This window comes from Butyricimonas faecalis, assembly GCF_003991565.1.
GTDB lineage: Bacteria > Bacteroidota > Bacteroidia > Bacteroidales > Marinifilaceae > Butyricimonas > Butyricimonas faecalis.
This window is the reverse complement of the sequence record NZ_CP032819.1, coordinates 1029701-1041939: the sequence shown is the minus strand read 5'-3', so window position 1 is coordinate 1041939 and position 12239 is coordinate 1029701. Positions and strand designations below refer to the sequence as shown.

Annotated in this window: 19 protein-coding genes; all 19 read right to left on the bottom strand. The window is 52.7% G+C overall.

Annotation, left to right across the window (positions count from 1 at the left end):
- Positions 1-4: 4 nt before the first annotated feature.
- Positions 5-709, bottom strand: coding sequence for a radical SAM protein (locus tag D8S85_RS04555; RefSeq protein ID WP_117600122.1), 705 nt, complete (start codon positions 707-709; stop codon positions 5-7).
- Positions 710-726: 17 nt separating this feature from the next.
- The gene (locus D8S85_RS04550) at positions 727-1230 is read right to left on the bottom strand and encodes a hypothetical protein (RefSeq protein WP_117589475.1); all 504 of its coding nucleotides are present in this window, start codon (positions 1228-1230) and stop codon (positions 727-729) included.
- An 11-nt stretch (positions 1231-1241) separates the two neighbouring features.
- Positions 1242-1505, bottom strand: coding sequence for a hypothetical protein (locus D8S85_RS04545; protein ID WP_004293670.1), 264 nt, complete (start codon positions 1503-1505; stop codon positions 1242-1244).
- Positions 1486-1665, bottom strand: a complete 180-nt coding sequence (locus D8S85_RS04540) for a hypothetical protein (protein ID WP_004293669.1) — start codon at positions 1663-1665, stop codon at positions 1486-1488. The genes D8S85_RS04545 and D8S85_RS04540 overlap by 20 nt, the downstream gene beginning before the upstream one ends.
- A 34-nt stretch (positions 1666-1699) precedes the next feature.
- Positions 1700-2218 (bottom strand): hypothetical protein, encoded by a 519-nt coding sequence (locus D8S85_RS04535; RefSeq protein WP_127074862.1) that lies wholly within the window; start codon positions 2216-2218, stop codon positions 1700-1702.
- A 32-nt stretch (positions 2219-2250) separates the two neighbouring features.
- Complete coding sequence (locus D8S85_RS04530; protein WP_229092735.1) at positions 2251-2670, bottom strand: hypothetical protein; 420 nt, start codon at positions 2668-2670, stop codon at positions 2251-2253.
- 19 nt (positions 2671-2689) lie between these two features.
- Positions 2690-2995, bottom strand: a complete 306-nt coding sequence (locus D8S85_RS04525) for a hypothetical protein (RefSeq protein ID WP_240648876.1) — start codon at positions 2993-2995, stop codon at positions 2690-2692.
- A gap of 15 nt (positions 2996-3010) precedes the next feature.
- The gene (locus tag D8S85_RS04520; RefSeq protein ID WP_004293665.1) at positions 3011-3361 is read right to left on the bottom strand and encodes a hypothetical protein; all 351 of its coding nucleotides are present in this window, start codon (positions 3359-3361) and stop codon (positions 3011-3013) included.
- Positions 3358-4029 carry a hypothetical protein gene (locus D8S85_RS04515; RefSeq protein WP_055205372.1) on the bottom strand — a complete coding sequence of 224 codons (672 nt, stop codon included), beginning with the start codon at positions 4027-4029 and terminating at the stop codon, positions 3358-3360. The genes D8S85_RS04520 and D8S85_RS04515 overlap by 4 nt, the downstream gene beginning before the upstream one ends.
- A 140-nt stretch (positions 4030-4169) precedes the next feature.
- Positions 4170-5042, bottom strand: coding sequence for a DpnD/PcfM family protein (locus tag D8S85_RS04510; protein WP_004293663.1), 873 nt, complete (start codon positions 5040-5042; stop codon positions 4170-4172).
- Positions 5039-6943 (bottom strand): hypothetical protein, encoded by a 1905-nt coding sequence (locus D8S85_RS04505; protein ID WP_008143046.1) that lies wholly within the window; start codon positions 6941-6943, stop codon positions 5039-5041. Before D8S85_RS04505 ends, D8S85_RS04510 begins: the two co-directional genes overlap by 4 nt.
- On the bottom strand, positions 6930-7520 hold the full coding sequence (locus D8S85_RS04500; protein WP_018665671.1) for a hypothetical protein: 591 nt from the start codon (positions 7518-7520) through the stop codon (positions 6930-6932). The genes D8S85_RS04505 and D8S85_RS04500 overlap by 14 nt, the downstream gene beginning before the upstream one ends.
- Positions 7521-7650: 130 nt before the next feature.
- A complete protein-coding gene (locus tag D8S85_RS04495; RefSeq protein WP_004293660.1) occupies positions 7651-8319 on the bottom strand; it encodes a hypothetical protein in 669 nt (222 codons plus the stop codon).
- An 81-nt stretch (positions 8320-8400) separates the two neighbouring features.
- Entirely contained in the window at positions 8401-8991 is a 591-nt protein-coding gene (locus D8S85_RS04490) for a tyrosine-type recombinase/integrase (RefSeq protein ID WP_004293659.1), read from the bottom strand.
- Between the two features lie 11 nt (positions 8992-9002).
- On the bottom strand, positions 9003-9902 hold the full coding sequence (locus D8S85_RS04485; protein WP_004293658.1) for a DUF932 domain-containing protein: 900 nt from the start codon (positions 9900-9902) through the stop codon (positions 9003-9005).
- Positions 9903-9971: 69 nt separating this feature from the next.
- Positions 9972-10757, bottom strand: coding sequence for a hypothetical protein (locus tag D8S85_RS04480; protein ID WP_004293657.1), 786 nt, complete (start codon positions 10755-10757; stop codon positions 9972-9974).
- Complete coding sequence (locus D8S85_RS04475; protein WP_004293656.1) at positions 10736-11548, bottom strand: hypothetical protein; 813 nt, start codon at positions 11546-11548, stop codon at positions 10736-10738. Before D8S85_RS04475 ends, D8S85_RS04480 begins: the two co-directional genes overlap by 22 nt.
- A gap of 21 nt (positions 11549-11569) precedes the next feature.
- Positions 11570-11785 (bottom strand): hypothetical protein, encoded by a 216-nt coding sequence (locus tag D8S85_RS04470; protein ID WP_004303944.1) that lies wholly within the window; start codon positions 11783-11785, stop codon positions 11570-11572.
- Between the two features lie 15 nt (positions 11786-11800).
- The gene (locus D8S85_RS04465) at positions 11801-12229 is read right to left on the bottom strand and encodes a hypothetical protein (RefSeq protein ID WP_228423208.1); all 429 of its coding nucleotides are present in this window, start codon (positions 12227-12229) and stop codon (positions 11801-11803) included.
- Positions 12230-12239: the final 10 nt, after the last annotated feature.

Here is a 12239-nt window from a genome sequence, read left to right as displayed (position 1 = left end):
GTATTTATTCGTACAATCTTTCTTTTTGACGCTTTTTCAAGGTCATCCGGAGATATTGCATCAGTTTCCCGCAGGGACACAGGGCATGTTCCCGTTGGCGGGCATAACTCAGGTCCCCGTTGGAGAGAACCATGCCTTCAGCATTGAGACAGAGGTCGCCGTAAACGTAGTTCTCCTCCGTAAGATAAATCCCATGAACAGGGTTCGGAAACCCCTCCGTGCTGCGGCCTTCCCGGAAAAGGAAGATACGCTCGGCCTGTCCCCGGACTCCGAAAAAGGGATACGGGGAAAGTGCCGCGAGCGTGGCGGCATGCTCTGCCGGATCATGGAAGCGGTCGTCGCTCATTTCGAGCATGTGGCCGGAGTCCTGCTCCTTTTCCTCCTGATACTCGTACAGCGCGGCGCAGGCTGCTATGAATTCCCCGGAACGGGAGGTAGCCGCTCCGTTGGTCACGATATAGAAATCATTGACTGTAATGCCGTATGCACGTACCCGTCCGAGTATATGACGGATAGCCCGGACGTTAAGCGACGGCTCGCCGCCCGTGATGTTGAAATGGTGGATATGCCTGACATGCCGCAGCAGGTTGCTTATATGTTTCAAAGGGATATCCACGGATTCGGCATCTCCCCGCATGCAATGGGTACAGCGCATGTTGCAACGTCGGGTAATCTCGATGCAGAGATTCTTGATATATAGTTCTCTCATATTCGATGTAGTTCGGCTTAAGTTTCATCCGGGATTTCCTTTCCCGTGTAAGGATTATACAGCGGTGTGTTGCCAACTGCCTCGGCGTCAATAGCGAAACTGCCACGGCCTACGTCGTAGAAGAGTTCCAGCTTTAGTGGCGTTGAAGCGATGACTTTCTCAGCCTCGGCTTGTGACAGGCCTGAATACATCAGGCATTTGACACGACACCGGAACATTTCCGGATTGGTTTCCGGCGTGGTAACTACATCAACGACCTCGCACACTTCATCCGTGATGGCGAAGCGGTCGGGATTGGGTGTGCCGTTCCTTCTAGAGCCGTCCGATGCGGCATGTCCGGTGATTGAATGGTTCCGCACCTTTTCGGCGGGATAGGTCTTATCGCCTTTGGCGAAATACGACTTGCCGGAGGCGACACAGGCATGATAGATTACGTCGTGGACCTTTCGTCCGTTGTCAAGTATAATTGTATAGGCCGTTCCCTCCTGCAAGACAGGAACGGCATTCGGTTTATGAGACATAAGATTTGTTTTTAGCTGTTTATGAATTTCGGTCTTGCACGCCGCATGATGTGTAGGTCATCGTAACCGATGGCTCTCAGTTCGGAAAGCGGGTTGCGGTACTCCTTTTCATGGGCTGGCCGTGTCATGGCGATCACGCCCGCATAGTCGGCTGCACCATGCTGGCCGACATGCATGTAGGAGGTTATTTCACCCCGCCGTCCGCTCCACGGTATGTCCGGGAACAGGGCGATGACCTGTCCGTCGGGATAGCGTCTAAAGACCACCTTCGTCATTTTTCCCGCAGATTTCCGTGTCGATTTCATAGTCCCCGTAATTTTTGAATTCATAGTCCACTTCGCTGATAATTTCGTCAACCTCTTCGTCCGTTATTTCATCAGCCTTCGGGTTGTCGATATCGAGCCGTACGGTCAGGTAAATGGTTCTTGTTGCCATAATATCATACATTTTTTAGTGTAACAAAGCCGGCTTATGACGGACCGACGGTATATTTCTCTATCAGCCGCTTCCGGTACGCCTTGTCTTTTCCGGCGGCAAGGCTTGCCAGTTTGCGGATATTCCGGTTGGCTTTTTCCGCGACCTGCTCCACTGTCGGTCCGGGAGTCATGAAATCACGGCATCCGACACCGCAATACCGCTGCTTCCCCTTGACCGTCCTGCCACAGGCCGGACACCGGCGCTTGCCGTCACGCTCCAGCACTTCCAGAATATTGGCATGAATGCCTTTCCACCATTCAATACGGTCTATGTCATAATCGTAGACGGTTATCGTGTTCCCGAAACTGCGGGCTTCGACCTCAACGGCAATGCCCTCATCTTCAAGGTAAACCTTCAATACCGGGTCTTCGTGAGGCTCACAGTGCCTGTCATACCAGATGATATAGGTGGGATCGTCCAGTTCGTCAGGCTCTCCCAGACAGAGTTCCGTAAGGCCGTTGTTCACGAGAATGTTGCGGATGGCGTCTTGTAAATCTTTGATACAGTCCATTGATATTTCGTTTTATGGTTGTTCCTCATTCGTCAGTTCATCTCCGAAGCGTGGCCGACGAACTGGAAGATATCGGCGTATTGTTCGCTGTAGATATAGAATCCGTCCCGTTTTTCCCCGGTCTCCGCATCTATTCCGTCAGCAAGGAGATATTCCCCGTCATCCGTCAGGTAGACATCGGTAAGCTTGATACGGGACGTGTCGTGCTTCCCGTACAAGGTTGTCGTGACGGGGAAGTTGTTGTCATCGAGTTCCTCCTCTTCTGTAAGGCCGAGTGATACGCGGCCATATTGTGCCAGGAACTCCAGCATGAATTTCAGCATGGCTTGCTCGGCCTCGTGCAGCCGTCCGTCGATAAAGGCGTACTGGGTGGCGAACAGATGCAGCTTGTCGGCGCTCATTTTGTCCGGGGCTTTGCCCGGCTCCGCATTGTCTTTCTGTATTTTATCCATATCTGTCATATTGTTGGTTTCATGTTTCCAGCGGGGTGAAGGAGACGGTCAGTATCACTTTCTCGTCACCCAGGTTGAACACTTTCAGGCAGTCGTTACTGATAGTCCTTTTCAGGATGTCTCCCCGGTATCGGGAATTGCGTACCTTGAAGGTAAAATCATCAATGAACGAGCTGATGCAATGAAGCACGTGGTCGAATTCTTCCTTACCATACCGTTCCATTTCAGGGAAGATGCCTTTCAGATGCGTCCGCAGGCTCAATATGTAGTTCGGGGTCTTGCCCGTGATTTTTCCCGAGTATGTGATTTTGTATTTCCTGTCCATGATATGCCGTTCCATTTAATCGTTACTGTCATACCAGCCCTCGATCTCATCGAAATAGCCGTTCGAGTCCCATTCTTCCAGCAAGGTGGTCGGGTACGTCCATTCAAGGCTGTAAAACAGATCCTGGCACACCTCTTCATTACCCTTGCACAGGGCGAGCAGTGAGTTATGCGTGAAACAGCCGTCACTGCTCTCCGACACACGCCAGTCCTCACGGTCTTCTGCCGCGTATTCAGGTACATAGCACACTTCATCGGGGCGGTTGAGAAAGGCATCCTCGTTCTTGTAGATGTTTCCTTCCCCTCCGTATTCCAGTTCATAGAACACACCTTCCGGCGTTTCTATCCTGTTGCCAATCTCTATCATAGCGTTACCGTTTCGTGGGTATATATAATCACCATCCGGGAGGAGAGCACCTTGTCGCGTACCGTGGGGTTGGCGATTGCCCAATCGGAATGGAAATGCATGTCCGGAATGGATGCGGTGTCCACAATATCGCCCCCGTTTTCCAGATGGAGATAATCCGGCTGATACAGGTCGCAAAGGAATTTGCCGTCCGTATCGCTGATGGCGTATATCTTGCCGTCGAGTGCGGCCGTCATCTCCTCCTCGCTGCGGTAGACCAACAGGTATTTACAGCCGGTCTTCATCTCTTCCGCAATCCGCTTATGCAGTTCTTCAGGAGATAATTCACGCAGTCTTGACACGACCGCCCCGATACTTTCCACGGCATCGTAGCTGTCCAAGGCATCATGGCAGGTCGTTTCAAACTCCTCTTTCGGACGACCCGCAAAATTGATGGTACGAACTTCCTGCCCGTGCCCGCCGAGCAGGTAAAAGGGCGTACCGTTCCATTGTTCCTTTCTGACAGAGAGCGGCCGGGAGCATTCCCGTGTCTGCCGGTTCACAACGGCATACAGTTCCAGACTTTCCCCGCATTCCATACGCAGGATATGCCGGGCGAACTCCGTAAATGTCATGATTTTGATTCCTTCCCCGTTCGCCGTGAAGAAATCCTGTCTTGTCTGTTTCATAAATCCGTTTTTTTAAGAGTAGGTAATCGTTTTGTATAAGGGGTGGAATACTCACCTCGTTTTGAAAAAAAAGACCGCCGCAGCCGTAGCCGCGACGGCCCGTCATCATTATGGCATGTGATGAACAGGTTCTATTTTCGTTATTCGGCCTCGTAGTACGGTACGCCGTGCCTTACCACTGCTTTTTCCATTTCTTCCCACCAGATTTCACTATGGCGGTCATTGTCAAAATCTATGGGCTTTCTTTTACCGAGCCGCAGCCGGTCCCGTGTCTCCATTTCCGTTTCGTACACAATCTGTTCCATTTCTTCGTCCGTAACATGGTAGGTATCGAACGGCTCCGGCAGAGATTCCAACTCCCTGCGTGACAGCTCGGATTGCCCGCAGGTGAAAACCTTGTCATAGAAAGCGTCATCTTTCGGCGGCAGTTCGGGTTCCTGTTCCGGCAGCACATCCAAATAATCCGACTCGTACAGGTAGTTTTCGTCGCGCCCCTTCGTCTGCCGGTTGTTCTTGAACTCTTCCAGATCACTTTCCGTCAGGCGGAATTCCTTCTTCTTACGCCGCAGGTACTCCATCATGTTTTCGAGGGAGGAGAACGGGGCTATGAGCTCCATGGAAGAACGGTTGTGCCAGGCATCGCTCCGGTACAGCAGGTAGACCTGCGGGCGGTTCCGGGCCGCCTCCTTACGGTATTCGCCGAACTCATACAGGGCGTTGTCGAAACTTCCGAATGCCAGCCGGACTTTGTCTTCGACGGATATGGACTCCCGGCATTCCTCGAAACGGCGTTGCACGTATCCGATGAAATCCACGTCTTCCAGAGTCTCCATGACCGTGCTGTCATCAGTCGAGAGTGCGATGTCAGCTCCTGCGAAATTGTCGGCTGACAGCACGTGTTTCTCTTCATTGTATTCGTCTTCCGCCCTGCAGACGGCCAGACCGGGCGTTTCTGCCTCGATCTCCACGACCTTACGGAGCGTCTCTTCGATAGCTATCCGGTATTTTTTCATTGTATGATGTTTATTTGTTTCAGTTCACGTTTGTAGTTTCTCAATGACGGCTTGTGCCCTTTCTCCCTTACGATCTGGCGCATCTGTGCAAAGGTGTATGCCTTCTCCATGTCCAGGCCGTAGTCCGTGGCGAATGCCGTCATTCCGATATAGCAGAAGCCGAACTTCCGGTGCAGCATGTCGGCCGTATAAGGAGTCATGTCTTCCGCCAAGGTTACGGGGACAGCCATTCCCCGGATCTTGAACTTCAAGCCCTCGATAAGGGTCCCGCAGTTGTCGCTGTGGTAGGTCAGGTCCCTGCGGCGGGCGCAGTAACCGATGGTCTCACCCATGAAGGTGTTGCGGAAGATTTCCGTACGGTTCAGGTCCTTCAACTTCTCGACACCGTAATAGCAGACCGCCTGTACGGCTTTCAACGCTTTGTCCACACGGGGTTTGACAAAGCGGGGGTCGTTTTCCGCCACGATCTTTTCCAGCCACGTGCGGTGGAAGGTTCCGACAGGCACGTCGAACACCTTCTCCGGCGTGCAGTATTTTGAATCCGACCGCGTCATCATCAGATGTGCCGAGGACGGCTCGTATTGTTCTTTCAGGTAAAAGGCCAGACAGGTATTGCCGACTTTGCAGTAAGTATAGTCGTCACGGCTGTTTTTCAGCGACAGCATCGTGGTTTCCCCGCCGTAGAACTTCTCGGGCAGTCCGGTCTGTCGGCAGAACTCCGTGAGGAAATGTCCGGGGATGGCATGTGCATAACTGCGCTCCTGGTAGCACTCCTTCGCCATTTGCGGGGTGATGAACCGTTTGGCAAAGTCACAGATATGGTAATGACCGTAATCATACGCCGCCTGCGTGTTCGCGGAGCTCTGGAACTTTTTGGGCATCTGGCGGAACCAGCGGAAACTCGTCCCGTGCTCCATGCAGTAGTCGACAAATTCTCGCGTCCATACATTTTCAGGAAATTCGGGACAGTTGCCGTTTCTTCGGATGAATGCCTTGCACACTTCCACCGAGAGCAGGGATTGTTCAGTTTCCTCGTCGATATAGCAGTTCGTCTCCCGTTTGCTGTTATCGATGGCAATGACCAGTCTTTCCGGTGTCTTGAACCGCTTCGGCAACTCCCCGAACATGTAAGGGTGTTTCTCCATCAGCCGGTCCGCCAGCATGTCGTCCAGATATACCGACAACGGCTTGAAAAACTGGGGGTCTGTGATGAAGTTTTTTCCTTCGGTCGAACAGACAGCCGCATGGAGAATCTCATAGGAATAGAACCGGGCGGGAACAAGCGAGAGGTCATGTTCCGCCATCTTGCGGTAGTATGCCGCAGTCTTGAAACGGGACGGCACGACGGCATCGGTAACCGTGCTCAATATTTTCATCCCGTCGAGCATCCCGTAATAGAACTCTTGAGTCTTTACCTCAACGGGGACATATCCGAGGATAAGCCCCGTTTTCATGACGGCGTCTGTCCTGCTGTCCGTGTAATACGGGTCGTAAATATAGCTGCGCAAGGCCAGGTATGCCAGTTGCGCGTCCCAAAGGCGTTCAGGTATGAAGGCGAGAATGTCGAAATCCCCGCGTCCGTTTCGGATGACCGCTTCTGCCATTTCTCGGGTAACCATTGCTTCGGGAACGGCCGTGATATTCTTCGGTTTTTTGCGCATGGCGTAGTCACAGACTGCTCCCGAACGGTACGCCTCCGGAATATTGCGCAGCTCGAAGCTGTGCCAGCTCTCCGTGCTGCCCGCGATGATTCGTTCTATACGTCCGGGTGTGAGGAAACGTCCCGGAATATGGCTCAGCACCTCTATTTCCTTGCTTTCGACGGCTGCTTCCACGATCTCTTCCGTGAACAGGTGTTCCGGCAGCCATTCTATGGCCGATACGATGTTATTGTGCCGCATACAGTTTCTTTTTAAGGTTGGACGAACGGACGATTCTCACAAGGCGGCACCCCCGGTAGACATAGAGTATCCTGGATTCCCGTTCGGCGAGTTCCTCAAGTCCCTGCCAGTGCTGCGGTGTATTTATCTTTTCGAGTCGGACATGGTTGTTCACATATACCGTGATCGGTTTCATGCTGTCATGGGAGGGCGTATCTTCGACGAAGAGCGGCAGTTCACAGTATTCTCCCTTGTCCATGACATGCCATCTGCCGTTATCGAACAGGAGGCACGTGTCCTCCATGCGGCCGAAAATGTCTGCGTTGTCCGCGATGCGTGATGCGGATTGCCGCGGTGTTTCCCGTCCGTCACGGATCTTTGAAAAACAGTGGACGGTATCGCCGGTTCCTGTCCATTTTCCATAGGGTGACGGTCCCAGTTTTTGTATGTCGCCCAGCGACAGCAGGGCATCTACCCGTCTGTCATTGGGATAGAACACCCGGAGTTTCCTCACAAGGTCTTTTGAAAGCGTCTCATGGAGCGCCTTGATGTGCCGGACACTGCCGTCCGGCAACAGTTTTCCGATTTGTATGCTCATAATAGTGCTATCTCTTGTTGTTGAAGTATAGCCGGGTCGTCCTTCTTTCGATTGACAGTCCGGCTTGAAAATTATGATTTACAGAAGTCTTCGGACTGGTATCCGGCCATGTCCGGTACGGAACCGCGTGTCATTCCGTCCTGTCGTCTTCCCGTCTTTTCATTTTCAGTTCCCTGCCGGTTGCCGTGCGGCAGAGCGGCAGTTTCCCGGAAGCGGTTTGCTTGCATCCCTCGACGAGCCGTCCTTCGGACACCATTTTCCCGTACATTTCCCTGATATAACGGTATGCCGGGGAGGTGTTCGAATAAACGGACTTCCCACGGAGTGTCTTGACACGCAGCTTTTCGACGAGTATTTCCAGCACCTGCTCCCGGCTCTTGTACAGGTTCCGGCGCTTGGTGCGGAAGGCGTCGAGAAAGACACCCCCGATAGTCATGTCATGAGTCTTGTGGTAATACGCGAGTTCTTCCTCCTCCGTCAGGTCGAGAATCTCGCCGTAAGTGTCAGTACGTAGGTACCGGAAGGTCGTTCCTTGTGCCAGAATCTTCTCGATAAGCTCCATGTGCTCTTTAAGAACAGGGCCCGATAACGATTGGGGATGACAGTACAGGCATGTCTTTCCGAGATACACCTCGGGACAACCGTCTTTGTATTTGTTTTCCTTGATGCTGAACCCTGTTTCCGTGAAAAGGCGCTTTACCTCGTCGAAGAAGCGTCCGGCTTTCTCTTCCGGCATGCGACCGCCGTCATAGCCGGACTCGACGCGGAAGTATGTGTCGATATATATCGGTGTGTCCATTTACAGTTCTGATTTTGATATGTTATATAAAGCATAGCCCGGAACCTCCCGCTCGGGTTCCGGGCATCGTTGAAAATATTCTCATAGACGTATGGAATCGAACACTTTGTCGATGTCCTCCTGCGCCAGCCCGATGTAGCGCCGGGTGGTTTCCAGGTTGGAATGGCGGAATATCTGGTTGAGCAGGATCAGGCCCTCGGCCGAGCGTCCCATCAGCTCGTAGACATAGCGCCCGAAAGTCTTGCGGAAGGTATGTGTGGAGAATGCCCTGATCGGCAGCCTGTACCTTACCTTGAATACCTTGAGCAGCCTGTTGATGTATTCCAGCGAGTAAGGTTTCCCGGTACGCGGGCTGAGAAAGATGTACTGTTCGGGGGCGGGTTGTCCGAGCATCTCGTACAGGAAACGGTTCTTCTCCTGCACGTCCCTGTTGAACTTGATCAGGCGGTTTTTCTTTGTTTTCTGCTCGATGCGGGTCATGGTGCTTTTTCCTAAGATGTCTTTCCAGCGCAGGGTCCTCACGTCGGAGGCCCTGCATGCCGTGCAGAACGACAGCCAGCAGTAGGTCTCCCACAGGTACTCGCCGTCCTTCTCAAGCCCGCGGACCAGCCTGTTATATTCCGCTATGGGCAGGTAGTCGGCTGTCGTCAGTTGTCCCTTGATTCTTGTCACGTGGCAGCCTTTTAAGATTCCGGCAACCCTTCCGAGAGCATCAGCTCGGCCAGCGCCCCGTTCTGGGGAATCATGGCCGGAATGTCCGTACGTCCGGGCTTGTAGATTTCGGTTGCCACGTTATAGATATCCCACGCCGTGAGCGTCTTCTTCTCTTCGGTGAGTTTGAGCAGGTCCTCGGTGAAGATGGAAATCTGGGACTGGTTCAGGGGATAGGTCTCCACCTTGGACGAAAGACGCTTGTCGGAACTGTCATGCGATACGCGCAATGCTGTCAGCAATCCGATGTAGGCGTACATCTCCACCGGGGTAATTACTTTCGCTTTCAGGCGGCGGATGCGTTCCCTGTCCTCGTTCATCTGTACCTCGAAGTTCGAGAGCCACTCGTCTACACGACCGAAAAGCTCTTCGGTGGTGACTTTGTCTTTCCCGTAGTTCGACACACTGCGTTCGGGGGAGAGGATGCACTGGTTGTGGCACACCCTGACGCACGGGCCGATGGCCGCCTGGATGCCGTCCTGATGGAAGGCGATGACAAGCGTCGTGGTCAGCTCGTCCGTTTCCCATTCCTTAATGCGGATGGTCGTATAAACGCGGCGCAGGATATGCGCCTCGACGGCCATCGCCCCGTACTTTTGTTCCACCTGGGGCAGGACGACCACGCCGGGCTGTGCCTTGTTCTTGTTCTGGGCGGCGAAGATTTCCTCCACCTCGTAATTCAGGTTGTGTTTCTGGCAGATGTCCGCCATGCGCTCTATCACCTCGTAATGGTAGATTCCCTTGAGCGGGTTGCCATAGATGTCATTTTCCTTGTGTGTGCGCCGGAGCGTGTCGAGCGTCATCACCTCGACGTTGTTGTTCTGGAAATCGAACTGCACGGGGGCGGCCGTTGTTGCTAATGCTGTTGCCATAATGATTGATATTAAAAAAGTTATACAATAAGAAAGGCGGTGAACCGTTGTCCATCGCCTTTCCGGAATTCATTTTGCGGTTTCAGGCAGGTAACGCCTGCATATCAGGTCCGTGATACTCGGGTAATACACGTTGCCATAAGTTCCGTATGGTCCGAAACGGGCAAGGAAGCGGAAGTAAAAATCTACCGGACGCCGGTAGCTCGTCTGTATTTTGGTTTTCAGCAGGCGGTAGGCGTACTCGTCAGAATTTTCCACCTTGACCTTGCGTCCGTTGAAATAATAGTTTCCCTCCTTATCTGAAGAAAACGATACCTCTTCCTTTGCCGGACGCTCGCCGGCAACGACCCTGAAGAAGTCCTCCAGGGAGCGGCAATCCTGGTATTCTACCGGAATCGTGTCGCCCTCTCGCAGTTTCACGTCCAGTTTGTCAAGCAGTGTCTTGATGGCGGGCGTGTAGATATTTTCGGATTGGAAGCATCTTGTATCCCGCCAGTATTTCTCGAAAAGAGAGCCGGTTTCAAGGAGTAGGAACAGGGTTTCACGCGCTGTCTGCGGTTTATCGGCCAGATATGGAATATACTCGGTCACCAGTATGGAAAGTGAAAGATACTCCTCCGGTTGCAGTTCGCTCTTCTGGTGCAGGTTACAGTGCCTCTCGAGCAGGGAGTCGATGTCGGCTTCCCGCAAGCTTTCGTCCGTCCATACCAGGCAACCTTCTTTCTTGCAGGCGGGACATTTATCCGCTCCATACGGCAGGAGCATCACCTTGCCGCAATCGGAACAGGTGACCAGGTCGCCTCGTTCCGTATAAACATCTACCGTTTCCATTCTCAATCCTCCGCGTAAGGCCATTCAAGGCAGCAGTCATTGCATACGGCCACGCCCTCGTCACTCAGAATGTCAATATCTGTGCCCCCACATTCGGGGCATACCGGTACCTTTTTCTTGTCCATTCGTCGCTCTGCCGCTTCTTCCGTCAGAAGCAGCGGCACCCAGTATGCCGATGTGCCGAAATCCCGTATCCCGTTTTCATCCTGTATGGGTTCACAACCTTTCGTTCCCATGTATTTCTGGGAGTCCGGCCAACACACGGCACGGTAACACTTGTCCCGTTCGGGAGATTTGCCGGTATGGCGTATATAGTCTTCCTCGGGCACGTAAAGCGCCCCGTTCTCCCCGCTTCCCCATGCCGGATAACCGGTTCCTTCTTCCTCGAAAGGAGCACTTTCCTCGGGAAATTCCACGAGTGCATATAACTTGTCATCCCATGCCAGGGAACACTCGCCGCAGTGGAACCGACTTTCGTGAATATCATAACGGATATTTTCCGAATTGCATTTCGGACAGATAATGTCTTTTGTTTTTACTTTCGGGAAACTCAGGATTTCTCCGGCAATGATTTCCATGCTGGGCCAGAACAACTGTTCGCAGTAATCGTCGGCCATCTTTTCCGCCAGATTCTGCATGTCGTCATCGCTGATCTTTTCCACATCGAAACCTTGTCCTTCCAGGTCATCGCGGTGGACGGACGTGATAGGGAAATACCCGGCGTTCAGCTCCCGGATAAATTGTCTTTCCTCTTCTGTCGGTTCGGGTAAGTTGTTGAAATATTCCCTGAGCCGTTGATAAAGTTCTCTTACCATAATTATATTCCTGTTTTTAATCTAATATCCACCAGTCGAGGACCAGTAGTTCCGGTCCATGATTTTTTCAAGTTCGAGGTCGGAACGTTCTTTCCAGAGGTCGAAGTCATCAAGCAGCTCCGTTCCGTCCTCCAGAGAAAGCACAGTATCCTCATTGTCAAACAGATAGTCTTGTATGTCATATCCGGACGGATAACGGTTTTCCCGGATGATTTCTTCTGCAATTTCCTTGTCCATTCGGTTGCCATTTTTTCAGTTCGCCGGTATTGTAACCGGATTCATTTGTTTTGTCTTTTCCTTGTAAAACCTGTCGATGGCAAGGAAGTAGTCCTCCGCATCCCAATCAGTGCCCGCATGCTCAGTCTCGAATTCTTCCGCCCACTGGACGATCTCGGCATTGACGGCACGGGAGTCCCTGTCCTCCCACAGGTTGTCCGCCCCGGCATTGTAGGCAAGGTCCACGACAGCCTCCTGCAACTTGTTGTAGCCGTTACACTCTCTACCGTTGGAACGCAGCCATAAGTCCACGTCGACGGCATCCTCTTCCGTCGTCCCATTGTGCAGGCACAGGCACTGCCCGTTGCCGTTATGGCATACGAGGACCGGCCGTTTGGTGTCGGGGCATATCCGTACCAGCAGCTCATTGGCGGCAAGTGTTTCCGTATCATGCCCATTGAGCATTGCAGGAAGC

What these genes read in the sequence shown, in the direction of transcription:
- D8S85_RS04555 (WP_117600122.1), bottom strand. Translation starts at nt 709, where the DNA reads ATGAGAGAACTATATATCAAGAATCTCTGCATCGAGATTACCCGACGT.
- D8S85_RS04550 (WP_117589475.1), bottom strand. Translation starts at nt 1,230, where the DNA reads ATGTCTCATAAACCGAATGCCGTTCCTGTCTTGCAGGAGGGAACGGCC.
- D8S85_RS04545 (WP_004293670.1), bottom strand. Translation starts at nt 1,505, where the DNA reads ATGACGAAGGTGGTCTTTAGACGCTATCCCGACGGACAGGTCATCGCC.
- D8S85_RS04540 (WP_004293669.1), bottom strand. Translation starts at nt 1,665, where the DNA reads ATGGCAACAAGAACCATTTACCTGACCGTACGGCTCGATATCGACAAC.
- D8S85_RS04535 (WP_127074862.1), bottom strand. Translation starts at nt 2,218, where the DNA reads ATGGACTGTATCAAAGATTTACAAGACGCCATCCGCAACATTCTCGTG.
- D8S85_RS04530 (WP_229092735.1), bottom strand. Translation starts at nt 2,670, where the DNA reads ATGGATAAAATACAGAAAGACAATGCGGAGCCGGGCAAAGCCCCGGAC.
- D8S85_RS04525 (WP_240648876.1), bottom strand. Translation starts at nt 2,995, where the DNA reads ATGGACAGGAAATACAAAATCACATACTCGGGAAAAATCACGGGCAAG.
- D8S85_RS04520 (WP_004293665.1), bottom strand. Translation starts at nt 3,361, where the DNA reads ATGATAGAGATTGGCAACAGGATAGAAACGCCGGAAGGTGTGTTCTAT.
- D8S85_RS04515 (WP_055205372.1), bottom strand. Translation starts at nt 4,029, where the DNA reads ATGAAACAGACAAGACAGGATTTCTTCACGGCGAACGGGGAAGGAATC.
- D8S85_RS04510 (WP_004293663.1), bottom strand. Translation starts at nt 5,042, where the DNA reads ATGAAAAAATACCGGATAGCTATCGAAGAGACGCTCCGTAAGGTCGTG.
- D8S85_RS04505 (WP_008143046.1), bottom strand. Translation starts at nt 6,943, where the DNA reads ATGCGGCACAATAACATCGTATCGGCCATAGAATGGCTGCCGGAACAC.
- D8S85_RS04500 (WP_018665671.1), bottom strand. Translation starts at nt 7,520, where the DNA reads ATGAGCATACAAATCGGAAAACTGTTGCCGGACGGCAGTGTCCGGCAC.
- D8S85_RS04495 (WP_004293660.1), bottom strand. Translation starts at nt 8,319, where the DNA reads ATGGACACACCGATATATATCGACACATACTTCCGCGTCGAGTCCGGC.
- D8S85_RS04485 (WP_004293658.1), bottom strand. Translation starts at nt 9,902, where the DNA reads ATGGCAACAGCATTAGCAACAACGGCCGCCCCCGTGCAGTTCGATTTC.
- D8S85_RS04480 (WP_004293657.1), bottom strand. Translation starts at nt 10,757, where the DNA reads ATGGCCTTACGCGGAGGATTGAGAATGGAAACGGTAGATGTTTATACG.
- D8S85_RS04475 (WP_004293656.1), bottom strand. Translation starts at nt 11,548, where the DNA reads ATGGTAAGAGAACTTTATCAACGGCTCAGGGAATATTTCAACAACTTA.
- D8S85_RS04470 (WP_004303944.1), bottom strand. Translation starts at nt 11,785, where the DNA reads ATGGACAAGGAAATTGCAGAAGAAATCATCCGGGAAAACCGTTATCCG.
- D8S85_RS04465 (WP_228423208.1), bottom strand. Translation starts at nt 12,229, where the DNA reads ATGCTCAATGGGCATGATACGGAAACACTTGCCGCCAATGAGCTGCTG.